Annotated in this window: 23 protein-coding genes; 21 read left to right on the plus strand and 2 right to left on the minus strand. The window is 35.9% G+C overall.

Annotation, left to right across the window (positions count from 1 at the left end; all coding sequences use genetic code 11):
- The 20 genes from SGJ10_07485 to rhuM all read left to right on the plus strand — a co-directional run.
- Positions 1–2,492: Hsp70 family protein (locus SGJ10_07485; GenBank protein MDZ4757963.1), on the plus strand; the 2,492-nt coding region annotated here is incomplete at its 5' end.
- Entirely contained in the window at positions 2,483–4,291 is a 1,809-nt protein-coding gene (locus SGJ10_07490) for an AAA family ATPase (protein MDZ4757964.1), read from the plus strand. The genes SGJ10_07485 and SGJ10_07490, both read left to right, overlap by 10 nt.
- A gap of 9 nt (positions 4,292–4,300) precedes the next feature.
- Entirely contained in the window at positions 4,301–4,831 is a 531-nt protein-coding gene (locus tag SGJ10_07495) for a TerB family tellurite resistance protein (GenBank protein ID MDZ4757965.1), read from the plus strand.
- Positions 4,824–5,123 (plus strand): DUF6804 family protein, encoded by a 300-nt coding sequence (locus SGJ10_07500; protein MDZ4757966.1) that lies wholly within the window; start codon positions 4,824–4,826, stop codon positions 5,121–5,123. The genes SGJ10_07495 and SGJ10_07500 overlap by 8 nt, the downstream gene beginning before the upstream one ends.
- Positions 5,124–5,877: 754 nt before the next feature.
- Positions 5,878–7,227 (plus strand): cytochrome c oxidase subunit II, encoded by a 1,350-nt coding sequence (locus tag SGJ10_07505; GenBank protein ID MDZ4757967.1) that lies wholly within the window; start codon positions 5,878–5,880, stop codon positions 7,225–7,227.
- Positions 7,228–7,274: 47 nt separating this feature from the next.
- Complete coding sequence (locus tag SGJ10_07510) at positions 7,275–9,191, plus strand: cbb3-type cytochrome c oxidase subunit I (GenBank protein ID MDZ4757968.1); 1,917 nt, start codon at positions 7,275–7,277, stop codon at positions 9,189–9,191.
- A 20-nt stretch (positions 9,192–9,211) separates the two neighbouring features.
- Positions 9,212–10,111, plus strand: coding sequence for a heme o synthase (gene cyoE, locus SGJ10_07515; protein MDZ4757969.1), 900 nt, complete (start codon positions 9,212–9,214; stop codon positions 10,109–10,111).
- A gap of 5 nt (positions 10,112–10,116) precedes the next feature.
- Positions 10,117–10,701, plus strand: coding sequence for a cytochrome c oxidase subunit 3 (locus SGJ10_07520; protein MDZ4757970.1), 585 nt, complete (start codon positions 10,117–10,119; stop codon positions 10,699–10,701).
- A gap of 40 nt (positions 10,702–10,741) precedes the next feature.
- Positions 10,742–11,476, plus strand: a complete 735-nt coding sequence (locus SGJ10_07525; protein MDZ4757971.1) for a cytochrome c oxidase subunit 3 — start codon at positions 10,742–10,744, stop codon at positions 11,474–11,476.
- A 52-nt stretch (positions 11,477–11,528) separates the two neighbouring features.
- On the plus strand, positions 11,529–11,867 hold the full coding sequence (locus SGJ10_07530; protein ID MDZ4757972.1) for a cytochrome C oxidase subunit IV family protein: 339 nt from the start codon (positions 11,529–11,531) through the stop codon (positions 11,865–11,867).
- Positions 11,868–12,022: 155 nt separating this feature from the next.
- Positions 12,023–12,724 carry an SCO family protein gene (locus SGJ10_07535; GenBank protein ID MDZ4757973.1) on the plus strand — a complete coding sequence of 234 codons (702 nt, stop codon included), beginning with the start codon at positions 12,023–12,025 and terminating at the stop codon, positions 12,722–12,724.
- A 189-nt stretch (positions 12,725–12,913) separates the two neighbouring features.
- Positions 12,914–13,084: a hypothetical protein gene (locus SGJ10_07540; protein MDZ4757974.1), complete on the plus strand. Its 171-nt coding sequence runs from the start codon at positions 12,914–12,916 to the stop codon at positions 13,082–13,084.
- A gap of 141 nt (positions 13,085–13,225) precedes the next feature.
- A complete protein-coding gene (locus SGJ10_07545; GenBank protein MDZ4757975.1) occupies positions 13,226–13,807 on the plus strand; it encodes a tRNA-(ms[2]io[6]A)-hydroxylase in 582 nt (193 codons plus the stop codon).
- Positions 13,808–14,893: 1,086 nt separating this feature from the next.
- Positions 14,894–17,281, plus strand: coding sequence for a type I DNA topoisomerase (topA, locus tag SGJ10_07550; GenBank protein MDZ4757976.1), 2,388 nt, complete (start codon positions 14,894–14,896; stop codon positions 17,279–17,281).
- A 4-nt stretch (positions 17,282–17,285) separates the two neighbouring features.
- Positions 17,286–18,269, plus strand: coding sequence for a transglutaminase-like domain-containing protein (locus SGJ10_07555; GenBank protein ID MDZ4757977.1), 984 nt, complete (start codon positions 17,286–17,288; stop codon positions 18,267–18,269).
- A gap of 21 nt (positions 18,270–18,290) precedes the next feature.
- Entirely contained in the window at positions 18,291–18,827 is a 537-nt protein-coding gene (locus tag SGJ10_07560; GenBank protein MDZ4757978.1) for a hypothetical protein, read from the plus strand.
- Positions 18,824–19,702 carry a 4-hydroxy-tetrahydrodipicolinate synthase gene (gene dapA / locus SGJ10_07565; GenBank protein MDZ4757979.1) on the plus strand — a complete coding sequence of 293 codons (879 nt, stop codon included), beginning with the start codon at positions 18,824–18,826 and terminating at the stop codon, positions 19,700–19,702. Before SGJ10_07560 ends, dapA begins: the two co-directional genes overlap by 4 nt.
- Before the next feature lie 9 nt (positions 19,703–19,711).
- Positions 19,712–21,661 carry a capsule assembly Wzi family protein gene (locus SGJ10_07570; GenBank protein MDZ4757980.1) on the plus strand — a complete coding sequence of 650 codons (1,950 nt, stop codon included), beginning with the start codon at positions 19,712–19,714 and terminating at the stop codon, positions 21,659–21,661.
- A 9-nt stretch (positions 21,662–21,670) separates the two neighbouring features.
- Positions 21,671–22,363, plus strand: a complete 693-nt coding sequence (locus SGJ10_07575) for an SDR family NAD(P)-dependent oxidoreductase (protein MDZ4757981.1) — start codon at positions 21,671–21,673, stop codon at positions 22,361–22,363.
- Positions 22,364–22,428: 65 nt separating this feature from the next.
- A complete protein-coding gene (gene rhuM, locus SGJ10_07580) occupies positions 22,429–23,409 on the plus strand; it encodes a RhuM family protein (GenBank protein ID MDZ4757982.1) in 981 nt (326 codons plus the stop codon).
- A gap of 17 nt (positions 23,410–23,426) precedes the next feature.
- Here rhuM and SGJ10_07585 read toward each other — a convergent pair whose 3' ends face one another.
- Complete coding sequence (locus tag SGJ10_07585; GenBank protein MDZ4757983.1) at positions 23,427–24,746, minus strand: DEAD/DEAH box helicase; 1,320 nt, start codon at positions 24,744–24,746, stop codon at positions 23,427–23,429.
- A gap of 268 nt (positions 24,747–25,014) precedes the next feature.
- Between SGJ10_07585 and SGJ10_07590 the strand changes: the two genes are divergently transcribed.
- Positions 25,015–25,578, plus strand: coding sequence for a DsbA family oxidoreductase (locus SGJ10_07590; GenBank protein MDZ4757984.1), 564 nt, complete (start codon positions 25,015–25,017; stop codon positions 25,576–25,578).
- 96 nt (positions 25,579–25,674) lie between these two features.
- Here SGJ10_07590 and SGJ10_07595 read toward each other — a convergent pair whose 3' ends face one another.
- Positions 25,675–26,151, minus strand: a complete 477-nt coding sequence (locus tag SGJ10_07595) for a hypothetical protein (protein ID MDZ4757985.1) — start codon at positions 26,149–26,151, stop codon at positions 25,675–25,677.
- Positions 26,152–26,153 lie beyond the last annotated feature (2 nt).

The raw sequence follows: 26,153 nt of genomic DNA on the forward strand, positions 1-26,153 counted from the left end.
TCGTTGGTGGAAAGTGGTGCTATGAAAAAATTAAAATAATGAGAACACACATAGATTACGGGATATACTTCAATTCTGATTTTTGCCAAATTGCCAGAATCGAGAATGGTGTGCCCGTAATTGTGGAATCTAATTTGATGAAAGATTCAATGCCTTTGTGTGTGGTAATAAATCCAAGGAAGAATATAATTGTAGGCGATGCAGCTTATGCAGCAAATATTAAAGATAAGCTTCGACTTTTAAAGACGTTTGGCAAAGATGATTCAAATAGTTATTGTGGATTTACAAGAACCTTGGGTACAGATATAAAATACTATAGCAGCATATTGAATAAAGACTTTTCTTCCGAAGAATTACTTGCAGAGTGCTTCAAACAATTAAAGTCGTTTGTGTCTGATGAAATATTAAATTCAGTAGTAATTACTGTTCCTGATAAGTTTATTAACCCACAAAATGAAGCAGTAATTAGAGCAGGTAAGATGGCAGGTTTTAAGCAAATTGAATTGGTTCAGAAATCAATTGCAACAAGTTTAGGGTATGGTTTGGATTCAAAACATAAAGACAGCTTTTGGTTAATGTTCGATTTTGGTGGTAGCACTTTTGATGTTACCTTGATAAAATCCGAAGAAGGAATTTTAACTGTGAAAGATATAGATGGCGACAATTGGCTTGGAGGTAAAAATTTAGATGAAGCAATTGTTGACCAAATCATTATTCCAAATTTGCAAGAAAAATTTGCTATTGATAGTATTTTGGAAGATGCTGATAAAATGGAAATTCTTAAAAACGCAGTAAAATTCTATGCAGAAGAAACAAAAAAAAAATTATCATTTGAGGAATCACATTGCATATTTTCCTATTTTGGAGATTTGCCTTTTGAAGATGAAAATGGTAATGAATTAGCAATAAACATAGAAATTACTCAACAAGATTTGGCTTGGGTATCACGACCCATTTATCAAAAAGCAATTGACATTACTATTGATTTACTCAAAAGAAATAATCTGAAAGGAAAGGATATAGATGCTATTTGCTTAGTTGGTGGAGATACTTATTCGCCAGTTCTTCGCAAAATCTTAAAGGAGCAAATCACGGACAAAATAGATGTTTCCATTGACCCTATGACAGTTGTTGCTAAAGGAGCTGCATTATTTGCTTCAATAAATGACTTAGGTATGGCACAAATAGCGTCTACAGGTACTATCGCATTAGATTTAAAATATGAATCTGCAACCATAGAAGAGCATACTTTAATTAATTTTAAAATAAATTCAGCTTTAACTACTTTTTCAATACCTGAAAAAGTATACGCAACCCTAAAAAGAGGAGACAAAGCATATTTAAGTAACAAGATTTTAATTCGTGATAAAAAAGCAACTTTAATTGAAGTTTTATTGAATCAAAATGAATCAAATTATTTTTCTATTATTTTAACTAATGAAAAAGGCGATAGAATTCCTTGTCAGCCAAATCAATTCAAAATTATTCAATCTGATATGGCTGACGACTTTCCAATTACTCTGCCCTACCATATTGGAATTAGTAAATATTGTGAAACGGAAGATAAAGAACTTTTTCAGACAATTAAAGGATTAGAAAAACATAAAAAGATTCCTGCGACAGGAGTAATAAATGGTTTTAAAACAAGATTTGATTTAAGACCTGGAGTTATAAGTGATGTAATTCGTTTCCCAATTTATCAGGGAGATTACAATGCAGAGGGCACGGATCCATTATTAAATAATCACGTTGTTGATATTGTTATTTCAGGTGAATCTTTACCAGCCTTACTTCCTGCCAATAGTGATATTGATTTTACCGTCAAAGTAGATAAATCGCAATTGCTGACTTTCTCCGTTTATATTCCTTACTTAAATCACACAGAGGAGTGTACAATTGAAATAAAGCAAACTAAACCACCAACAGTGGAGTTTTTATTTAAGGAAATTTCAAAAGCAAAACAAACAGCAAAAAGATTAAATGCAACCAATGTATCTGAAAAATTAGAAGTTTTAGAAGTACAATTAGAAAATGATAAAGTAAGTGCGGATGTCAAACTGAAAATCTTTGATGAACTTCGTAAGGAATTATTAAAGTTGGATAGTGCAATAAAAACTGCCGAATGGCCAAGGATTGAGCAAGAACTAAAAGATGCTTTTTATGAGATGGAAATATCATCTTCAAATGAAGCCCAAATTTCTGAGTTCCGTTTTACAATAGAACAAATATTAAAAGAAAAGAATATTCGTGAAGCTAAACTAATGTTAGTTGAAATCAATGATTTTAATGGTTTAACAACAATATCAGATAAGTATATTGATGATTTAAAAGGTAAACTTGTATTGTTTTACGCTGACAATCCATCAATGGGAAAAGAAAGATTTAGATTTCTATTAATGGAATTAATTAGAATTGAAAAAAATAAAGTTGCTGAAGATGATAAAATGAAAGTCACTGATTTACTTAAAAAAGAATTATTAAAATGGAAATAAACTACAAAGGTATATTACCAAAGAACTTTTCAATAAATGAAAAATACAAAGTTTTGCTTTTCATTAAGCAAGGTCATAATGCGGAAACCTATAGAGTAAAAGGAAAAGATGGGAAGTTGTATTTTCTTAAATTATTTAATTATTCAAAACTTCATCATTCATCCTTTGATGCTGATAATAACTTATTAGAAACTGAGATTGTAAAAACTCTAAAAAATGATAATATTGTAAAGTATGTTGATAGCGGTGAATTATTTCTTGAAAATAAACGTTATGGTTATTTAGTACTAGATTTTATTGCAGGCGAAACGTTAACAGAAAAAATTAAAAGAGAACCCATTACATCGCTTTATGATTTAAAACAAATCATTGGTGGTGTTTTGAATGGATTAAATTACTTACATAATTTGCCATCTCCAATTATACACAATGAAATTACACCGCATAATATCATGCTTGATTTATCAGCGGAAGTACCTCAAGCAAAAATTATAGATTTTGGATATGCTCGCTTTTTTCATTCATCAACAAGAGCCTTTAATAAAGTAGGTTTAGATTTAAATTATGTCGCTTCGGAATGCTTTCACAATATATTTTCTCCACAATCAGATATTTTCTCTATGGGCGTATTAATGTATCAATTACTATTTGGTATTACCCCATGGACTAATGAAATATCTAAATACAGAACCAGCAGAGGCAATGTTGAGGAATTCCTATTAGAAGAAAGAATGAAACCATTGGCATTTCCGAATATTGAAAATAAAATTGCAGATTTTGATGAGTCAATTTTGAAAGTTATAAAAAAAGCATTACAACAAGACCCTGAAAATAGATATAAAAATGCTGATGAATTTGTGAAGGCTCTTAATGGAGAAATTGAGTTTGATGAAATAAAAGAAAAAAAGAATGAACCTATTGAAGAAAAAAAGAAGATAGCATCAACCGTAAAAAAGAGTAAAGGATTTATTGCTATTGCTGGGATGAAGAAATTAAAAGACCAGTTAAAAAATGATGTGATAGATGCGATTGAAAACCCTGAAGAACATAAAAAGCATAATCTTGGATTACCTAATGGAATTTTGTTGTATGGCCCTCCAGGATGCGGAAAGACATTTTTTGCTGAAAGATTTGCCGAAGAAGCAGGTTATAACTTTATGAAGGTAATTTCATCTGATATTGCAAGTATTTATATTCATGGTTCTCAGGAAAAAATTGGCAACCTATTTAAAGAAGCTCGGGAAAAGGCACCCACAATTTTATATTTTGACGAATTAGATGCGATGGTTCCAGATCGTGAAAAATTGAATAATCAAAGCCAAAGTGGCGAAGTAAATGAGTTTTTATCTCAATTAGATAATATTGGAGAATCCGGTGTTTTTGTAATTGGGTCAACTAATAAGCCAGACTTAATTGATAAGGCTGTTTTGCGAGCAGGTAGATTAGAAAAATGGTTTTATATTCCACCGCCAGACTTGGAAGCAAGAAAATCAATGTTTGAATTGTATTTAATAGACCGACCATTAGACTTTGGAATTGATTATAGTAAATTGGCTGAATTGACAGAAAATTATGTTTCAAGTGACATCAAATTATTGATAGATGAAGCTTCTAGAAAAACAATTCGTGACAAAACTAAACGAATATCAATGGAGATATTGGAGTTTATTATTAAGAATCAAAGACCAACAGTTCCTCTATCAGAATTAAAAAAATACGAAGATATGAGAAAGAAAATTGAAGAGGAAATTGATGAAGACAAATCCAATGACCGACCAAGAATCGGCTTTAAATCTTAATATAAAAAAATGGAAACAACTAGCTTTGACAAATTACTGCTTAAATCAGCATTTTGCTGTATGGCATCCGATGGGCATATTGACAATAGAGAAATTGCCTTAATTAAAACAATGTGTGAAAATTCGCCATTGTTCAAAGACTTCAACTTTCAAGAGGAAATTAATTCCCTTGTAAATAAGATAAATACAAGAGGTAAGGAATTTATCACTTACTATTTTGACTTGTTAAGCAAATCTACATTGACGGAGAAGGAGGAATTGACTTTAATTGATTTTGCAATTCAGACAATTAAAGCAGACGAACAAATTGAATACTCTGAAATAAAATTCTTTAAAAATATTCGACACAGACTGAAAGTAAGTGATGAAAATATTTTAGCTGTGTTTCCAGATATTGAGCAGTTTTTGGAAGAAGATATTGTAACCGAATCATTTTTGGACAGAATAACAAAACAATATTTAGACACAGCGGAATTACCTCAATTTGAGTTAATCAGTATTGACACCAGTTTACTTGACGACTTAAAAAAAGATGATTAACGCAATCAAAATAGTTTTAGCGATTTTATTCTTTCTCTGTTTGGCAGATATGCCTTACGGCTATTACCAATTTGTAAGATTCATTGGACTAATTGGGTTTGCAATTTTAGCTTATCAAGCAAATCAACAAGGCAGACAGACAGAAATGATAATTTACGGTGGACTTGCGTTGCTATTTCAACCATTTTTCAAAATAGCATTTGGTAGACAAATGTGGAATATAGTTGACGTAGTTGTAGGAATTGGACTTTTAATATCAATATTTATGAAACCAAAGAAAAGCCAACCCTAAAAGTAAGCACAATTGCAATTCGCACAAGCCAACACACGACCAAAAATTGCAATAGAGCTTGCTTTGCCCACGCAGACAAAATTGTTTTTAAAAAATTTCCAACGCTTCAAAAAAATAAAAAAACACCAACACACAGCCCGACAAAAACGGCAGACAATGACACAGAAACTCAACATTGACAATGCATACAGCGATTCGGTAGACAGAAGGCCAGCAGGTAACAGCTAAGGTTTCGTTGCGTCCAACGGACGAACAATAAAACCTTACGTTGCACGGAACCTACGATAGTTTTTATTTTGTTATGGGGATTGGGTTTGAGTTTCTGTTTATACCGACACTCAATATACAATAGTCCAAAAGTAAGGGACTAATCCCCCCGCATCCCGATAATTATCGGGATTAAGCGGGGCTTTCGGGATGTAGTTCGGTATTACGATTCTAAATACTAAATCCGCCGCAGGCGGAGAACTATTTTAGGTTAAGAATTTGTATTATCCCTAGTTCCCGCCGCGGCGGGCCCACCAACAATAAAACACCTACCACCCACTAAGCCTTCTAAATATTTTTTTACACACCTTATCAAACACCTACTTCCCTTTAAATCAAATACCCACACACATTTAATTTATTTAGACAAAGAACAAACTAACAATTTTTTTACAAAAAAATTTTCTCAAAGGGTTTTTCAAATAAATTTGCCGCACCATTGCACAATCATGTGCATGTCTACTAAAACTAAAACAAATAGCTGTAAATGACAAAGTTATTACTAAGATTGGGCCTAGTTTGCCTGTTATTTTTTGCGTACACATCACGAGGTTTTGCGGTAAAACACGACGAGAAAGCCGACACATCTAAAAAAGAGGCTGCTAAAATAGGACTTGCTGCAAAAAGTGGTGAAGTCGAACCGTCAGCGGATAAAACCCTAACGGGGCCATTGATGGAGCTTGCCCAGCCCGACAAAGAGGACCCCGAAAATCCTTTCCCAGCCCCGCAAAAAGAAGAACCAACCATCAATAAGTTTGTTAAATGGACACTTATAGCGGTGAGCCTCTTGTTCTTAATCGTAATTTTATCTCTGTTCAATGTTATTGGGCTTATGGGAGATGTTTCTGGAAAGCCTGCTATTGATTGGAACAAGTGGAATCCACGTTTAATGGTTCTATTCCTTATCGCATTCTTATCAGCAGGGGTATACGAAGCCATTGCCGATAGTGATTATTATATGCCAGAAAGTGCATCAGAACATGGCGTTGGTATTGATAATATGTTTAGTCTTACCACGGTACTTATATTAATTGTATTCTTTATTACCCAAGCGGCACTGTTTATTTTCCCCTATAAATATAGAATGCGTAAAGGGCATACCGCTTATTTCTATTCGCATAACGACAGACTAGAAATTATATGGACCGTTATTCCTGCCATTGCTTTATCAATACTAATTACGGGTGGTCTTAAATCATGGAATAGCATTACTAGTCCTGCACCTACTGATGCCCAACATATTGAAGTTTACGCCAAACAATTCGGTTGGACAGCACGCTATGAAGGAAAAGATATGAAGCTAGGCAAACACAATTTCCGTTTAATAAAAGATGATAACGATTTAGGTATTGATTGGTCTGATGCAAAATCGCACGACGATGTACAGAATAATTCTGAAATACATCTTATCAAGGGCAAGAATGTAGAATTTAAATTTAGAGCCAAAGATGTAATTCACTCCGCATACATGCCTTATTTCCGTTTACAAATGAATGTTGTACCAGGTGTTCCCACTTCTTTTTGGATGAAACCTATTTTAACCACCCTAGAAATGAGAAATGTATTGAGGGCAAACGGTCGTCCCGATGCCAATGATTTTGAATACTATTTATATTGTAATAAAATTTGTGGATCGGCTCACTATAACATGAAAATAAAAGTGGTTGTAGAAGATGAAGAGAGCTATAATAAATGGTGGGCTACACAAAAGGCAGATTATGTAAAAATGAACGAGCCCGAAGCACCTGCAGCGGCAACACCAGCCTCGGTTCCTGCGACACCCACAGATACCAGTAAAAAAGACAAGGCAGTTGCCATGATTTCCAATAAGAAATAACTTATACTTTTTAAATTTAACTTTTAAAAGATTATTATATATTAATTATGAGCCAAGAAGCACATACCAATACCGGGCACGGTGATGCCCACGAAGAACACCACCACCACGAAGAAACCTTCATATCGAAGTATGTCTTCAGTATGGACCACAAAATGATTTCAAAACAGTTTTTGGTTACTGGAATTATTATGGGAGTTTTGGGCATGATTCTATCTATGATATTCCGTGTACAATTGGCGTGGCCTACCACCGATATGAGCTACCTTAAACCCATTTTAGGTGGCTGGATTAGCGACACAGGTAAAATGGATCCGAGTTTTTATATGTCATTGGTAACTTTACACGGAACCATTATGGTGTTCTTTGTATTGACAGCCGGCCTTAGTGGTACCTTTAGTAACTTGCTTATTCCATTGCAAGTGGGAGCCCGCGATATGGCTTCTCCCTTTGTGAATATGCTTTCATATTGGTTTTTCTTTATGAGCAGTGTGGTATTGTTCATTTCCTTATTTATCAGTAGCGGCCCAGCAGCAGCAGGTTGGACAGTTTATCCTCCCTTGAGTGCACTACCTAAAGCAATGCCTGGTTCAGGATTAGGGATGACTTTATGGTTGGTATCTATGATTTTATTTGTAGGATCGGCTTTGATGGGCGGAATGAATTATATAGTTACAGTGCTTAACATGCGTACCAAAGGTATGAGCATGACACGTTTGCCACTTACTATTTGGGCATTCTTCTTAACAGCCGTATTAGGTTTACTTTCTTTCCCTGTGTTATTGGGAGGTTGCCTATTATTACTATTCGACCGTAGTTTTGGAACTATGTTTTATCTAAGCGATATCCCTGCAGAATTAACAGGTGGTATAGAAAGAGTAGGAGGAAGTCCGATATTGTTCCAGCATTTATTCTGGTTCCTAGGTCACCCCGAAGTATATATTATATTATTGCCTGCATTGGGATTAACTTCCGAAATTATTGCAACCAATTCCCGAAAACCAATCTTTGGTTATCGAGCGATGATTATGTCGCTGTTGGCTATTGCCTTCCTCTCGTTTATTGTGTGGGGACATCATATGTTTATTACAGGTATGAATCCTTTCCTAGGTTCGGTTTTCATATTGGCTACGCTTATTATAGCGGTACCATCGGCTATCAAGGTATTTAACTATTTGGCTACACTGTGGCGAGGAAATATCATACTCACCCCTGCTATGATGTTTGCTATTGGATTGGTTTCATTCTTTATATCAGGCGGTCTTACTGGACTTTATCTAGGTAATGCGGCTCTCGATATTAATTTACACGATACGTATTTTGTGGTTGCCCACTTTCATATTGTAATGGGTACTGCAGCTATATTTGGTATGCTTGCAGGTATATATCATTGGTTCCCTAAAATGTACCGCAGAAGAATGAACGATAAATTGGGAAGTTTGCATTTCTGGCTAACTATTATAGCTGCCTATGGTGTGTTCTTCCCAATGCACTTTATGGGCTTGGCAGGTGTTCCCCGTAGGTATTATTCATTTACTTTGATGAACGAATGGCATGTATGGGATAACCTCAATATATTTATTACTTGTGCAGCATTTGTAGGAGGTATGGCTCAGGTTATATTCTTATATAATTTCTTCAACTCTATTAAGAACGGTCGCAAAACAGAACAGAATCCTTGGGGTTCCACTACTTTGGAATGGACCGCACCCATCCCACACGTTCATGGCAACTGGTATGGCGAAATACCAACTGTTTATCGCTGGCCTTATGATTATTCAGTTCCCGGGGCCGATCAAGATTTCATTCCACAGGATGTCCCCCACGAAGGCGAAGGAGGGACCGATTCCGGACCACATTCGCCACAAGCACCTCAATCTAAAACTTTGGAGAAGGGGGGCACACTCCACTTCGCAATGCCTAAGTTTTTAAGCAAACTCTTTGGTAACTTATCAAGAGCATAATATATTTCATATAATAATAAATGCAAAAAATACAAGTCATACAACTTAAAAGTACCAGCACCTTTGCTGCAAAGCTTGCCGACTATAAGCAGCTTTTTAAGCTAAGGCTTACTTTGTTGGTAGTGTTTTCTGCAGCATTCGGATTTGTGATGGCATCTGGTGGATCTAGTTTCGATTGGATGGGATTAACGCTCATTTGTGTGGGAGGATTTTTAGTAGTTGCAGCGTCTAATGGTTTGAACCAAGTAATAGAACGCAACTATGATATATTGATGACACGTACCGAAAATCGCCCTGTTGCCGCTGGCCGCATGGGCATTGCAGAAGCATCATTGTCATCATTGATAGCTGGTGTTATCGGTATCGCAATACTCGGGTTATATTTCAACCAACTCACAGGAATTTTATCATTTATATCATTGGCATTATATGCGTTTGTATATACACCGCTTAAACGCATTCACCCTGTAAATGTATTTGTGGGTGCAATTCCAGGGGCATTACCACCCATGCTTGGCTGGACCGCAGTTACCAATAATTTAGATTCGATGTGTATCGCCTTGTTTATGATACAATTCTTTTGGCAGTTTGTACATTTTTGGTCAATAGCTTGGTTGCTCGATGATGATTATAAAAAAGCAGGATTTAAAATGTTGCCCAAAACAGGTCGTTCAAAAGCTACAGCCATGCAAATATTTGTATATGCAGCCATGCTTATTCCTTGTGGATTATTGCCTTTACAATTGGGAAAAGCAGGTACAGTTTCAGCAATACTGGCAACCGTTGCAGCATTATATGTTTTGTTCCGTGCTGCTCGATTATTAAAAACCTGCGATGCCAAAGAAGCCAAACAAATTATGTTTTCAAGTTATATATATTTAACGGTTACACAAATTGCCTATATGATCGATAAGATTTGAAGTACATGAAAAAGCAAATGATACAAAAACCTATACAGGAGCAAGAGTACACGGTACATCCACTCAAATTTATTTTGTGGCTGATTATAGTGGCTGCTGTTATGCTGTTTGCAGGATTAACAAGTGCTTATATAGTTAAGAAAATTGATGGCAAAGCATGGCTCGAGTTCCAATTGCCTTCCATGTTTATGGTTTCTACCATAGTAGTAATATTATCGAGTGTAACCATGTGGTGGTCGCACCGTTCAGCAAAAAGAGATGAAATTCAACGTGTAAAAATGGGGCTTTTTGCTACCTTATTATTTGCATTGTCATTTGTAGGATTACAATATATGGGATGGAAACAATTGGTCGAGAATAATGTATACTTTACGGGCTTCTCAGTTTCAGCATCATTTGTATATGTTATTTCCGGATTGCACGTATTACATATTTTGGGTGGTATTATATTCTTAGGAATTTTACTTGCCAAAACTTACCGTTACGAAGTACATAAGAAAAATATGCTTTCTATATCATTGTGCAGCACCTATTGGCATTTTGTGGGATTGCTTTGGGTATACTTGTATTTTTTTATGACCTACGCTTAAAAATTAAAACTAATAAAAACGATTTATATAATATAATAATATGTCAGAATCAGTAGCTTTAAATCCCAACAGTGCCTGGACCGGTGGCAAGTCGCCCTTCGGTGTGAGCTATGGCAAACTAATGATGTGGGTATTCCTATTATCGGATGCATTTACTTTCTCATCACTTTTGGTTACCTATGGTTGCAATCGCTACCTCTCAGGTGGTTCAGAAATTAAGTGGCCACATCCCGATCAGGTGTTCAATCACTTTCCCGGAATTCATGGTGTTGATATGCTGGGTCCAGGTTCAGGATTGCCCTTATTATTTGTAAGTTTAATGACTTTTATCCTCATCTTTAGTTCCGTAACTATGGTGTTGGCAGTTGAGGCTGGCTCTCGTAAGCATCGTAACGATGTAGCATTTTATATGTTCCTCACTATTATTGGAGGTATCGCATTTTTGAGTTGCCAAGCATGGGAATGGACGCAGTTTATACAAGGTAGCCACGAAGGAAGTAAATTCTTGGTGAACGGAGAAAAAATATATGGGGCTAATTTATTCCTCAACGAGTATGGACCAGCAGCATTTGCAGGGCTCTTCTTTATTGTAACAGGTTTCCATGGTTTCCACGTATTGAGTGGTGTCGTGCTCAATGTTATTATATATGTGAATGTAATTAAAGGCACCTACGATAAACGCGGACATTATGAAATGATAGAGAAAGTGGGATTGTATTGGCACTTTGTTGACTTGGTTTGGGTATTCGTATTTACCTTCTTCTATCTTATATAATACAATTTTAATTAGTAAAAACGATTTTAAAAAACATTAATATATAAATTACATGGAACATACAGATAATACAGAACATACTGAACACCACGAAGGACACGGCATATCTAAAAAAGCTATTTGGAGAACCTTTGGTATACTTTCATTCCTTACCGTGGTCGACTTTGCTATTTTCTTCAATATGGACGGTACCATGAGCCGCAACATGATATTTGTAGCATTGGGTATAATTAAATCATATTATATAGTGGGCATTTTTATGCACATGAATTATGAAGTAAAACGCCTGGCTGGAATTATTTTATTGCCTTTTGGCTTTATTTTGGGTTTAATAGCTGCACTTTTATATGAAGGTGATCGCTGGAGTGTAATCAAGTGGTTTGTCGAGTAGGAACAGTATAAAGTCGTAAGTATAAAGCCCGCTGCGGCGGGAAGTATAAAGTAGCAAGGCTGCTGCGGCGGGAAGTAGCAGATATTTTATTGTTCTAGACTTTATACTTATGATAATATAAATATTAAGCAAAGTATTATATAAGGAATTTATTCATGAATAGAACATTATCCAGATTAACCCTTATATTAATTATTGTACTTCCAATCGTATTATATTATATCATGAGGCAGGCCACAATTGTGGTCAATTACGTTCCTATTTTGGGCGAGAAGGAATATGACCCCATAAAAAAAGATACCATATATCATAAAGTTCCTGCTTTCAAATTTACAGACCAATTGGGTCGTACTATTACAGAAAAGAAATTAGATGGTCATGTATATATCGCCAACTTTTTCTTTAGCACTTGCAAAGATGTTTGCCCAAAAATGCAGGGCGTGGTGCGTAGTATATATGAAAAATTTTGTGATACCAGTGGCGGATTAAACAAAGATCCATTTGTTAGATTTATTAGCCATACGGTAGACCCTGAAACAGATACTGTAGCACAATTAAAAAAATACGCAGATGCAATGGGAGCCAATCCCGATTTTTGGTATTTTGTAACAGGCAGCAAACCCGAAATATATGGTTTGGCACAACGAGGTTATCTTTTGCCCACCGGCGAAGACCCTAGTATTCCCGCCGATTCCATGAAATTTTTCCATAGCCAAATATTAGTTTTGGTCGACAAAGAAAAACGAATCCGCGGAGCCTATGATAGTCATGATCCTAACGACATCAATCGCTTGCAAGACGATGTGCGGATGTTGGTGTATGAGTATAATGAGAAATTAGAAAAGGCGAAGAAATAGTGGAAATCTCATTCTGACTCCGCAAGCTTGCGGAGTGCGAGCGAAGAATCTGTTTTGTTCGAAGACGCTATAGCGAGATTGCCACGTGGGAAGCCCACTCGCAATGACGGAAATCAATAAACAAAATACTTACACATACAACCCTTTTATTTTTTTAGGGTACTTCACTTTATGGCTCATTAATAAAGTATGCAAAAAAAATCTACTATAGTTTTTATTTTTCTGTGTTTGTTGGGTTTGAGCAATTCTTACGGCAATCAGGTTCTTGGGGGCGATATACAATATAGCTCAACCCACAAAGATACTTTAGATGTTTTGGTAACAATATATAAAGATTGCTTTTGGACTATTATATATTGAGTTCCAGTATAAAAAACTTTTTGCTTCCTTTTTTGTGTAGAAAAGGAAGGCCGTGCCAGCTAGGCAGGCAACGAATAGAGAAAGTATGTCTTGAATTCACAAATCCAGTAATTTGTAATTGGTCAATCGTAATTTCGCACCATGCTCAAATTAAAACTTGCCACCGACCCACGTTGGGTAAATATTGCCGAAAAAAGTATTGCCGAAATCCTCACCGACCATGCCTACTGCGAACAAAAAGCAGCTACCTCGGGCATTAGTATGATAATAGCCTGCCCCGGGCACACACGTTTGGTTAATGAAATGACTTCCTTGGTAGCTGAAGAGTGGGGGCATTTTCGCAAAGTATATAAAGAACTCGAGAAACGTAATTTGCCCTTGGGCCACAAAAGGAAAGATGAATATGTAATAGCTTTGCTCAAACTCAAAAAGTCAGGAAGAGATCAAGAATTTCAAACCTGCGAAAACTTATTATTAAATGCCATGATAGAAGCTCGCAGTTGCGAACGTTTCCGATTATTATCTTTAAATATGGAAGATGAATACTTCCGCAAATTTTACCACGAGTTCATGGTTTCCGAAGCAGGGCATTATACCATGTATATTGATTTGGCCAAAGATTTTATGCCCGAAGAGCACGTGGCAACACGGTGGGAAGAAATATTGGAAGGGGAAGCAAAAATACTGGCACAAATGGAGTTAAGGGGTGATCGGGTGCATTAGTCTTCACGCCGTCATGCCGAACTTGTTTCGGCATCTCATTCTTGAACAGAATTCCATTCCATTATATATTTCTTATTTTTTGTGTACTTTGTTCTTTCTATAAAAAACTATATCCACACTAACCTGACTTAATTTTGGAGATATAATATAGTGCGAATGATATTTTTGCATTATTCTTTCCCCCTCCAATGTATTAGAGTAACCAAAACAATAATGATAAGAAATACCTAGCTCTATTGTTCGTTTTGTTGTCTGATATGATTTTGTGATACCCACGACTCCAGAATAATTTATTTTTAATATCTCATTCGTTATATCTGAAGACAGTAATTCAAAAGATGGCGTATCAGATGTTTGAACAGTGAATGAATTAAAAAGCCGATACATTAAATTGAAGTTAATATTTAGGCCCGCATATATACTGCATAGTTGTTTGTTGTTTTGCTGAATTATATTGTAGCCTAATAAAAATTAGGCTTAAAAACATAATAACCTACTTTGGTGTAGAACTCTCCAGTGGTTAATGGCATATTTACTTTTTCTGATGTAGGATAACCCATACCACTAATGAGAAAATTGCCATATAAGAAAAATTATTTTTTAATGACAGCTTACTATTTACTCCTAAAGTTAAACTAATAGGTGATGGGGTATAACTCAAAATATCTCTTCGGTATTGTGGGTGCATTAGCTGCTAGGTGCATAAAGGAGGTGTAGTGAATGATGGATTAATTTGTAATCCCAATTTAATTCCATCAAAAGCATTTCATATTATTGTTTGGCAACCTAAACAAAATATTATAATATATATATACGCATTTATTGTTTTATTAATTACAAAGATAGTAAGGAGAGTTTGTTATAATACGAGAGTCCATAAAATAGAAAAGGGTTGCATTTTATAAATGTATATCTGTAGTAATTCGTAATTCGTTCACTTGTAATTTGTCAATTTTCAACCCCCAAATCCCATCCGCCGGCGGCGGACCAAATCCTGAATCCCATCCTATGCAAAAGTTTTTTTCTCAAACATTTGGCTTTGTTCTTAAGTTTGCGGGCGAAAGCCACCTAAAAAAACACCAACACATGGCAAAAAATCTAGTAATAGTCGAGTCACCAGCCAAGGCCAAAACCATAGAAGGCTACTTGGGTGCGGACTTCAGCGTAACATCTTCATTCGGGCACATACGTGACCTGAGCAAAGAGGAAGAAGCCGTAGACATCGCCAATGGGTTTAATCCCCACTACGAAGTGCCCGCCGATAAAAAGGATGTGGTAGCCAGATTGAAAAAAATGGCCAAAGAAGCTGACACCGTTTGGTTAGCGACTGACGAAGACCGAGAAGGGGAAGCCATTTCTTGGCATTTGGCAGAAGTACTCGGCTTGAATATCGCCGCTACAAAACGTATTGTTTTTCATGAAATTACAAAACGTGCAATCCTTGAAGCTATCAAAACGCCGCGTACCATTGACATCAATTTGGTGAATGCCCAGCAGGCACGCCGTATATTAGATAGGCTCGTAGGCTTTGAATTATCTCCCGTACTTTGGAAAAAAGTGAAGCCTAGTCTCTCCGCAGGTCGTGTGCAATCGGTTGCGGTGCGATTAATTGTAGACCGTGAACGCGAGATACAAAATTTTACTTCTAGCTTTCAATTCAAAATTACTGCTGAATTTACCTTGGATGGCGGCAAAAAATTATTGGCCGATTTGCCCAAGCGTTATGATACCCGTGAGCAAGCCATGCAGTTTTTGGAGGGATGCAAAAATGCAGCATATTCTATAGAAAATTTAGAAACAAAACCAGCGAAACGCTCACCAGCCGCACCATTTACTACCAGTACTTTGCAACAAGAAGCAGCCCGTAAACTCGGATATCCTGTAGGCATGACCATGCAAGTGGCCCAACGTTTATACGAAGCAGGGCATATCACTTATATGAGAACGGATTCTGTAAATTTGGGCGAGATGGCTATTGAAGCATCGAAAGCTGAGATTGAAAAAAGTTATGGAAAAGAATATTCGCATACACGGAAATATACTACTAAATCTGCGGGAGCACAAGAAGCCCACGAAGCTATACGCCCAACTTATTTCGAGAACAGCGAAGTGGAAGGCAGCAGTCAAGAAACAAAACTTTATAGTTTGATATGGAAACGTGCCATTGCCTCGCAAATGAGTGATGCACAATTTGAACGTACTGTTGCCACTATCAATATATCAACCACAAAAGAGAAATTTACCGCAACTGGCGAAGTCTTAAAGTTCGATGGTTTCCTAAAAGTATATATGGAAAGTAAAGACGACGAAGATGATGACGAAGCTACAGGAATGCTGCCTCCATTAAAAGTAGGCGAGATATTAAGTCTGAAAGAGATTAATGCCACACAGCGTTATGGCCGGCCCGCACCAAGATATACAGAAGCAAGTTTGGTAAAGAAATTAGAAGAGAATGGCATCGGTCGTCCTTCTACGTATGCTCCAACAATTTCCACCGTCCAAAAGCGTGGTTATGTGGTAAAAGAAGATAGATCTGGCAAAGAGCGTGAGTTTGAAACTTTAACGTTGGCCAAAAATAATATTTCTTCTGTAGTGAAAATGGAAAACTATGGAGCTGAGAAAAGCAAACTTTTTCCCAGCGATATCGGAACGGTGGTTACCGATTTTTTGGTTAAACATTTCGATAAAATCATGGATTACCAATTCACTGCAAAAGTGGAACAGGAGTTTGATGAAATTGCAGAAGGCAAGGTGAAATGGCAACAAATGCTCAAAACATTTTATACCCCATTTCACGAGACTGTAATACAAACTACAGAAACTGCCGAAAGACAAAAAGGAGAAAGAGTTTTAGGAGTTCACCCAACTACTGGCGAAAAAATTATCGCACGTATTGGTCGTTATGGACCACTGGTGCAAATAGGTGGCGAAGACGAAGAAGTGAAGCCCAAATTTGCAAACCTACGCCAAGGCATGATGATAGAAACAATGACCTTGGAAGAAGCTTTGGAATTGTTCAAACTTCCAAGAGTTGTTGGTGAATATGAAGGCAAAGAAATAAAAGCCAATACTGGTAGGTTCGGTCCTTATCTGCAACATGATGGTAAGTTTATTTCGATTCCCAAAACAGATGATCCGATGACGATTGAGCAAGGAAGGGCGATAGAATTGGTAGAAGAAAAACGCAAAAAAGAAGCTGAGCGTTTAATTAAATCCTTCTCTGAAAATGCAGAAATGCAATTATTGAATGGACGTTGGGGGCCATACTTAGCCGTAGGTAAAGAGAATTATAAATTACCCAAAGGTTCCGATCCCAAAACTATGACTTACGAAGATTGTATGGTGATAGTGGAACAAACACCTGCAAAACCTGGAAAGAAAGCAGCGGCATCCAAGAAAACTGAAGCTCCTGCAAAAGCCGCACCTAAGAAAAAAGCTGCAGCCAAAAAGAAAGCACTCGCCAAAAAGAAATAATATTATGATAGACGAACGTGAAATACATTCGTTAGTAAAACTATTGGACGACCCCGATTTGGAGATTTCGTCCCTCATCGAGCAAAAGCTGATGTCGTATGGTGGCGTTGTGGTTCCTTTTTTGGAGAATGAATGGGAGACTTGCTTCGATGCACTATTACAACAAAAATTAGAAAATCTGATTAGCCGTATACAATTCGATGTGGTTAAAAAAGAACTGACAACATGGTATGCCAATGAGGGTGAAGACTTGTTGGACGGTGTGTTTTTGATTGCCAAATTCAAATATCCCGAATTAGATAAGCAAACACTTTCGAACCAAATTGATAAAATAAAATTAGATGCTTGGTTGGAATTAAATTACGATTTGTCGAGTTTGGAAAAGACAAAAATATTGAACCATGTTATATATGATTTATATGGTTTCCAATCGAACACACAAAACTATCATTCACCCAATAATTCCTTTATCAATCAAGTATTGGAGAGCCGTCGCGGCAATCCGGTTTCCTTAAGTGTTGTATATCAATTGGTGGCACAGCGACTTAATATTCCTATATATGGTGTGAACTTGCCACAGCATTTTGTATTGGCTTATCGTGATGATTCGGGATTGGAAACAGTGCATTCCATTCATGATACAGTTGATTTGGATAATCTCAATAGAGGCACGATTTTATTTTATATAAATGCTTTCAATCATGGTGCGGTTTTGTCGTTGAGTAATTTGGAGCAATTTGTAAAACAATTGAATTTGGAATTAGACCCCAATTATTTTATTCCTTGTAGTAATATAGATATCGTAAAAAGAATGTTGCGAAATTTACTGTTTTCTTATAACCAAAATAAAGATACCAGAAATGAGCACGATGTAAAACAAATGCTCAATATATTGGGAGAGCCTGATATATCAGCTTTTGGCCATAGTTCAGGACAAGAAGGTGATGATGAGGAAAGGGAAGAAGAAGGTGGTGAGGAAGAAGAATAGCTTCCATAAATAATATATATATTGTCAGTAATTGATAACATAAAAAGTACAATAGGCAGGTTCTACTTAATGCGGGACAAGGCTGAAAATGTGCAGCGTTTTACCCAGCATTGGGATGCAGTAAAAACTGTTGGTATATTATATGAAGCTACGCGTGAAAATATGGAAATAATTAGCAAGTATGCCACTAAATTACGCAACGAAGGAAAGACAGTTTATATATTGGGATATTTTCCCTACAAAGAACTCACCTTCGATGTAAATTTCACTATGCACTCTGAATATATACATCGCCAAAACCTTACTTGGACAGGACTTCCGAAGAATGATGCAGGCATGAAGTTTAAAGCTGATGATTTTGATTTATTGCTCAATTTGTATAATAATGATATACTCCCCTTGTTTTATATATCATTACATTCAAAAGCAAAATTTAGGATTGGGAAATTTGAAAAAATAAATGTGCAATTTTTCGATATGATGATCGATATGAAAGAAGACAATATCGAACTTCCCGACCTCATCAAACAAATAGATTATTATATACACAAATTATGAGTTTTAATTATACAGGAACAGGTGTGGCATTGGTTACACCCTTTACGGCAAATGGAGAAGTTGATTATGATGCTTTGGGCAAATTAATCGACCATGTTATTAATGGAGGAGTTGAGTATTTGGTAGTATTAGGTACTACGGGAGAATCTGCTACACTTACAAAAGAAGAGAAAAAGAATATTTATAAGTTTGCCGTGCAGGCCAATAACAAACGCGTGAACATGGTTGCGGGTATGGGCGGAAACAATACTGCCGAACTATTAGAAACTGCTGCTCATTTCGATTACGAAGGATACGATGCAGTACTTTCAGTAAGTCCTTATTATAATAAGCCCAACCAAAACGGAATCTACGAGCATTATAAAGCATTTGCGAATAAAAGTCCTTTGCCAGTTATAATATATAATGTGCCAGGCCGCACAGGTTCTAATATCTCCGCCGAAACACAATTGCGTTTGGCCAATGATATTTCTAATATAGTTTGCACCAAAGAAGCCAGTGGAAACTTTGAACAATGTATGGATGTGATACAAGGCAAGCCTGCAAATTTTAAAGTAGTATCAGGCGATGATGCTATAACTTTATCATTGATAGGAGCAGGAATGGATGGTGTAATTTCAGTAATAGGAAATGCATACCCCCGCATTTTTTCTGATATGGTAAGAGCAGCTCTCGCCAACGACTACGAAACTGCCCGCCGCTTACATTATAAAGTATATGAGCTCAGCAAACTCATATTTACCGAAGGCAGCCCGGGCGGTGTAAAATATATATTAAAACAAATAGGAGTTTGTGGCGATACCGTTCGTTTGCCATTATATAAAATAAGCCCAGCCCTCGAGCAAAAAATGCATAATATTATGCAAACAATATAATATATTTATATGTTATTTAACCGCTTTCATAATATAAACAAAATTCAAAAATATAGTAGGATTCAGTCTCCGATAGGAGGAGCAAACTATATGAATGATGGTATAGAAGACAGTTTGCACAATATAAACAAAATTCAAAAACATAGTAGGATTCAGTCTCCCCTCAGCGATTCGCCGCGGCAAATAGAGGGGCTACTAAGCCCCAAATATATATATCTGATACTTTTTTGTACTTTGTTTTTTGTGAATGTGAAGGGGCAAAACGATACTATAAAAGATGGTTCAGCTGGTAATCTATTTGAGCATAGGCCAGGAGCATATCCATCACAACCAACATATACTAGTAGCAATAATTTCGGATATCATTTTATAGATAGAATTGAAATTTTATCTGGTAGCATTAACCAAGCAAATTTTTCTGCGATAAAACCTTATTATAGGAATCAAGTTATAGAATGTTTTAGAAAATATAAAGAATCAGATTGGTTATATAAACCACAATATCAGTATCTACACAATGATAATCCCGAATTTTATGAATTGAAAAAGAATGAAAGTAAAAAAATATTCTATACTATTGCTCCTTCACAATTATATTCCATCCAAAAAGAAGATTTCACTATGATGGTCAACCCCGTCCTCGCCTTCACCGCAGCACGAGAAATGAACAATACCACAGGCAAAAACAATATATTATATACCAATACAAGAGGCGTGGAACTAAGAGGAACGTTAGGCGGTAAAATAGGTTATTATACTTTCTTAACTGAGAACCAGAGTATGGAGCCCGCTTATGTAAAAAACTATATCGATAGTCACCAATTTGTGATGCCAGGTGTAGGTTACCTTAAAAAATTCAAGAACTATAATAATGCCTACGATTATTTTATTGCCCGTGGTTATATTACTTTCAGTCCTGTAAAAACTACTACGGTTATGTTTGGACATGACCGAAATTTCATTGGCAACGGAATTCGTTCTTTAATATTAAGTGATTTTAGTAAAGACTATTTGCAATTGAAAATTAATACCAAAGTATGGAAATTTAATTACCTCAACATATTTGCTGAGCTAACAGATTATCGTAGGACATTAGGTACAGTTTTATTGCCCAAAAAGTATATGGCCTTCCATCATTTGAGTATGAACGTGTCGAAAAATTTGAATATAGGATTGAGTGAAACCGTTGTATTCTCAAGAATTGACAGCAACTCTAATGGCGGTTTTGATTTTAATTATTTAAACCCAGTTATATTTTATAGAAGCATTGAACAGAATAATAACTCCGCAGATAATTCTATGATAGCAGCAGATTGGAAATGGAATTTTTTAAAACATTTTTCATTTTATGGTCAGGTAGTTTTTGATGAGTTTTTGTTAAAGCACTTGGTAAAACAGGATGGTTACTGGGCCAACAAATATTCGATACAAAGCGGCTTGAAATATATCAATGTATTTGATATTAAGAATCTGGATTATCAGTTTGAGTATAATATGATCCGTCCATATACTTATACGCATTTCAAAACCTCAACTGCTTATACAAACTATGGTCAGCCTATGGCACATCCGATGGGGGCAAATTTGAAAGAACAATTACATGTTTTGCGTTATCAACCTACAAAAAATATATTTATAGCTGCACGTTATATGTATAATACTTATGGTGCTGATACGGGCGGAACACATTGGGGGGCAAACATCTTCGAAGATTATCACAAACGCCAATTGGTAGGTTATCCTAAGTATGATTTGGGGAATACGATAGGGCAAGGTATAAAAACACATATACAATATTTAGATTTTACAGTAACTTATATGCCTTGGCATAATTTGTTTTTGGAGCTGAGTTATATATATAGAAACCAAACGAGCACGGTGAGTTATGTGAATCAAAAATCGAGTATGTTATATTTGAATTTGCGTTTAAATTTGCCCAAACGTGATATGTTATTTTAAAAATATATAATGATGAAAACGGCAGTTATTACAGGTATTAGCAAAGGTATTGGCAAAGCATTATGCGAATTGTTATTGTCTAAAAATTATCGTGTAACAGGCATTGGTCAACATAAACCTGATATAGAAAACGAACATCTTACTTTTATAAAAGCAGATGTGAGAAACTATATACAAGTTGCTGATGCTATTTTACAAATTAAAACAAATTATAATAACCAAATTGATGTATTGATTAACAATGCAGGTTTGGGTTATTTTGGTAATTTAGAAGATATGCCTATCGAGCAATGGCATGAAATGTTTGATACAAACGTGGATGGAGTTTTTTATACTTGCAAGGAGATTATTCCTATCATGAAACAGCAGAAAAGCGGCCATATCATTAATATAGCAAGTACCGCTGCACTAGAAGGAATGCCGCAGGTCTCCGCCTACTGTGCAAGCAAGTGGGCAGTGAAAGGATTGACCGAAAGTTTGTGGCGTGAATTGCGTGATTATAAAATTAAAGTAACTTGTGTTTATCCTGGTTCGACCAAAACAGATTTCTTCAGAAATAGTCCGGGTATTAAACCACACGATTATATGTTAATGCCCGAGGATGTAGCACAAATGATTGTGCACGCAATAGAAACTCCTCCCAATTTCCATCAAGTAAATTTGGAAGTGAGGCCGCTGCAACCTAAAGGTCCGAAAGTGTAATTTCTTACCGTTGGCTTATGCCAACGTTAAGAAATTAAATCCTTTTTTTGTATATTTGCCTTTAGATGGAAGAAAGCAAAGGAGAAATATTAATTTACGAGAGTGAAGATCATCAAACGCAGATTGAAGTGCAGTTTGATCAGGAAACGGTTTGGCTTAGTCAGAGTCAGATGGCTACTTTGTTTAAGCAATCAAAGCAAAACATTAGTTTGCATATTAATAATTGCTTTAAAGAGAAGGAGCTTTCATCTAATTCAGTTGTCAAGGATTCCTTGACAACTGCCTCAGATGGGAAGAAGTATAAGACAAAATATTACAATTTAGACGTGATAATCTCTGTTGGTTATCGAGTAAAATCAAGACAGGGCACACAGTTTCGTATTTGGGCGACCCAAAGGCTCAAAGAATACTTAGTTCAAGGATATTCTATTAATCAAAAACGTTTGGAGCAGTTGAAAACAGTTGTGAAGATTATTCAGCAGTCTGGAAGCACAGAAAATGTTCAATTGTCAGAAGCTAAAGGTTTGTTAGACATTATTACAAACTATACCCAAAGTTTCATATTACTGAATCAATTTGATAGTCATAGATTGAAAGAAGAAGCATTGAATGAAGCTATATTATATGTTATTGAATATGCCGAAGCAGTGAAAGCTATCCAAGAATTAAAAAGTATATTGATACAGAAGAAGGAGGCATCTGATTTATTTGGTAAGCAAAAGGATGAAAGTTTTAAAGGTATTTTAGGAAATATAGTGCAAAGTTTTGCTGGTGAGTATTTATATAAAAGTATTGAAGAGCAAGCAGCCCATCTATTATATTTTGTGATAAAGAATCATCCATTTTCGGATGGCAATAAAAGAATTGGTGCATTTTTATTTGTATGGCTTTTACAAAAAAATAAACACCAACTTAAGAAAAATGGAGAACTTAAAATTAACGACAATGCTTTGGTAGCAATAGCTTTATTGGTGGCTCAAAGTAATCCAGATGATAAAGAATTAATGGTAAAATTAATTGTGAATTTAATTAAGAATAACAATTAATAAGATATAGCATATTATTATCTAGCCACCTCAATCTTGTATTTTTTTCCTTTAATTTTCTCTTCTTTAATGCGAGACAAAACGCCACCGATTTCATCAGTTTTGATAGCTACAAATGATTGAAAATCTTTAACCTCAATAAGTCCCAAATCATCTTTGTTTAATTTCCCTTTTTGTAAAAAGAATCCGACAATATCTACCTTATTGAGTTTGTTTTTTTTGCCACCACTTATATATATAGTTTTATATAAAGGAGCATCGGGCAAATTATTTTTCTTATTCAGTTTTAATTCTTTGAGACTTTTATCTAAATATGCTGGCTGCTCTTCTTGTTTTGATGTCATAATATAAGCAGTTCCTGATGCATGCATGCGTGCCGTACGGCCATTGCGATGCACAAACTCTTGCTCTTGCACAGGCAACTGGAAATGTATGACGTGTTTCATTTCGGGAATATCCAAACCACGAGCAGCCAAATCGGTGGTAACCAAATAATTTACGCTGCCATTTCTAAATTGTATCAATGCACGTTCACGGTCATCCTGTTCCATGCCACCATGATAAAAAGTACTATATATGCCTTTGTCGTTTAAGTACTCACTCGTGCGTTCGCAGGCTTCTCGGTGGTTGCAAAATATAAGAGCGGATTCTGAATTCAAAGAACAGATTAATTGATATAAACTATATACTTTGTCACGGTCTTCTGAAATCACCAATTTGGTACTGAGACTTTCATTCACCTCATCTTTTTTTGGATTGAAGTTTAATACCGTAGGCGAACTTACTCCCGCAAAATCTGGAATTTGTATACTAGAGGTTGCAGAAACCAATATACGTTTTTTGAGGTTTTCGAGTACACCGATAATTTGTTCCATCTCGCCATGGAAGCCAAGTTCGAGCGATTTGTCGAACTCATCTAAAACTAATATATGTATATTTTCGAGTGTAAAACTTTTGCGTTGTATATGATCAGCAATTCGTCCAGGGGTGCCAATTAATACTGCTGGTGGATTGCTCAGGTTTTGCACTTCTGTTTGAGTAGAATGACCGCCATAACATACATTTACTTTATATCCTGTGCTCATTTTTTTCCAAACTTGTTCTAGCTGCATGGCCAATTCTCGGGATGGAACAAGTATCAAGCATTGAACAGTTTTAATATTTGGATTTAATAATTCTGCTAGCGGCAACATAAATGCTAACGTTTTTCCAGAGCCAGTTGGGGCAACTAACAAAACCGTATCGTCTTTGATGATGGACTTGTGTGCAGCCTCCTGCATGGGTTTGAGCTCGGATATTCCTAGATTTGAAAGTGTATTTTGGAGTTGGTTTTCCATGCTGTAAAGGTAGGTTATAATGATTAATGGAAAGTGGTAAATGATGTCCGCCGCGGCGGAATGAATGATAAATGGGTTGTCGCACGAATTTGCTGCTTGTGGTCTGGCGTTTTCGCCAACCACAATATTGAATCCGCAAACAAAACATTGCACAAATTGTTATATAATATCAAAAAATAAAATTTATTATAATGAAAGTAGAGATATGGAGTGATGTGATGTGATGTGTCCGTTTTGCTATATAGGAAAACGGAAATTTGAAATCGCATTGGAGCAGTTTGTTCAGAAAGATGACGTAGAAATTATTTGGAAAAGTTTTTTGTTGAATCCCGATATTAAAACCGACCCGAGTAAAAACATTCACGAATACTTGTCAGAAATTAAGGGAATCAGTTTAGCACAAGCTAAGCAGATGAATTATCAAGTAACGCAAATGGCCAGTGAAGTGGGACTTGAATACAATTTTGATACGGCAGTAATTGCAAACTCATTTGACGCACATCGATTTTCACATTTTGCAAAAAAGTATAATAAACAGAATGAAGCAGAAGAGGCCTTGTTCAAGTCATACTTTACCGAAGGAAAGAACACCGCTGATACAGATACCTTAGTGCAGTTGGCTGAAGACATTGGATTGGATGGTGAAGAACTTAGAAAGATTTTAGAAAGTGACGAATATATAAATGAGGTACGGCACGATATGGAAGAAGCTGCAGAATTCGGCATTAGTGGTGTTCCTTTTTTTGTCTTTGATAGAAAATATGCGGTGAGAGGAGCACAGGATAGTGCGGTGTTTTTGCAAACGATGGATAAAATAATGGTTAATGGTTAATGCCATTCGGCAGCTATATATAATTGTTAATGCCTTCCGATGCTTCGGAACCGCTGGTTTTTGTTTGCGTAAGCAACATTAGTAATTAACCATTAATCATTGCAAATTAACCATTAAAGCCAAGTAATCGTGGCGTAAGTCTTCATGCAAAGTATCAATCAAACTATGTATTTTTTTGATTTGTTGCTCATATAAATTTATCAGCATTTGACTTTTATGAAAGGGGATTCCTGAGTTTTTGAGTTGGGTACAGAAATGTATATATAACTCCGCACTAAGACCCTTATCATTGATATATTTACTGTATTTCGATATAAGTCTCAAAGTTTTACGTAATCCTTTTTTTACAAAATATAAACTACTTTGCTTTTTTAGTTCAGTGATTTGCTCAGAAATATCGGCTTTTACTTCAACAATAAACTGCGTTTTATTTTGGGATTCAAATAATATATATCCTAGTAATTCTTTATTGTCTTTTTTATACTTGGCAACACTGATGCATAATTCCACCAAATCAGGAGCAGGCAAGAGTTGCAGCTCCTTTTTAATCTCGCTTAAAGTAGTAGATTTCATAT

Source organism: Bacteroidota bacterium (assembly GCA_034439655.1).
Classification (GTDB): Bacteria; Bacteroidota; Bacteroidia; order UKL13-3; family UKL13-3; genus CANJUD01.

What these genes read in the sequence shown, in the direction of transcription:
- SGJ10_07490 (MDZ4757964.1), top strand. Translation starts at nt 2,483, where the DNA reads ATGGAAATAAACTACAAAGGTATATTACCAAAGAACTTTTCAATAAAT.
- SGJ10_07495 (MDZ4757965.1), top strand. Translation starts at nt 4,301, where the DNA reads ATGGAAACAACTAGCTTTGACAAATTACTGCTTAAATCAGCATTTTGC.
- SGJ10_07500 (MDZ4757966.1), top strand. Translation starts at nt 4,824, where the DNA reads ATGATTAACGCAATCAAAATAGTTTTAGCGATTTTATTCTTTCTCTGT.
- SGJ10_07505 (MDZ4757967.1), top strand. Translation starts at nt 5,878, where the DNA reads ATGACAAAGTTATTACTAAGATTGGGCCTAGTTTGCCTGTTATTTTTT.
- SGJ10_07510 (MDZ4757968.1), top strand. Translation starts at nt 7,275, where the DNA reads ATGAGCCAAGAAGCACATACCAATACCGGGCACGGTGATGCCCACGAA.
- cyoE (MDZ4757969.1), top strand. Translation starts at nt 9,212, where the DNA reads ATGCAAAAAATACAAGTCATACAACTTAAAAGTACCAGCACCTTTGCT.
- SGJ10_07520 (MDZ4757970.1), top strand. Translation starts at nt 10,117, where the DNA reads ATGAAAAAGCAAATGATACAAAAACCTATACAGGAGCAAGAGTACACG.
- SGJ10_07525 (MDZ4757971.1), top strand. Translation starts at nt 10,742, where the DNA reads ATGTCAGAATCAGTAGCTTTAAATCCCAACAGTGCCTGGACCGGTGGC.
- SGJ10_07530 (MDZ4757972.1), top strand. Translation starts at nt 11,529, where the DNA reads ATGGAACATACAGATAATACAGAACATACTGAACACCACGAAGGACAC.
- SGJ10_07535 (MDZ4757973.1), top strand. Translation starts at nt 12,023, where the DNA reads ATGAATAGAACATTATCCAGATTAACCCTTATATTAATTATTGTACTT.
- SGJ10_07540 (MDZ4757974.1), top strand. Translation starts at nt 12,914, where the DNA reads ATGCAAAAAAAATCTACTATAGTTTTTATTTTTCTGTGTTTGTTGGGT.
- SGJ10_07545 (MDZ4757975.1), top strand. Translation starts at nt 13,226, where the DNA reads ATGCTCAAATTAAAACTTGCCACCGACCCACGTTGGGTAAATATTGCC.
- topA (MDZ4757976.1), top strand. Translation starts at nt 14,894, where the DNA reads ATGGCAAAAAATCTAGTAATAGTCGAGTCACCAGCCAAGGCCAAAACC.
- SGJ10_07555 (MDZ4757977.1), top strand. Translation starts at nt 17,286, where the DNA reads ATGATAGACGAACGTGAAATACATTCGTTAGTAAAACTATTGGACGAC.
- dapA (MDZ4757979.1), top strand. Translation starts at nt 18,824, where the DNA reads ATGAGTTTTAATTATACAGGAACAGGTGTGGCATTGGTTACACCCTTT.
- SGJ10_07570 (MDZ4757980.1), top strand. Translation starts at nt 19,712, where the DNA reads ATGTTATTTAACCGCTTTCATAATATAAACAAAATTCAAAAATATAGT.
- SGJ10_07575 (MDZ4757981.1), top strand. Translation starts at nt 21,671, where the DNA reads ATGATGAAAACGGCAGTTATTACAGGTATTAGCAAAGGTATTGGCAAA.
- rhuM (MDZ4757982.1), top strand. Translation starts at nt 22,429, where the DNA reads ATGGAAGAAAGCAAAGGAGAAATATTAATTTACGAGAGTGAAGATCAT.
- SGJ10_07585 (MDZ4757983.1), bottom strand. Translation starts at nt 24,746, where the DNA reads ATGGAAAACCAACTCCAAAATACACTTTCAAATCTAGGAATATCCGAG.
- SGJ10_07595 (MDZ4757985.1), bottom strand. Translation starts at nt 26,151, where the DNA reads ATGAAATCTACTACTTTAAGCGAGATTAAAAAGGAGCTGCAACTCTTG.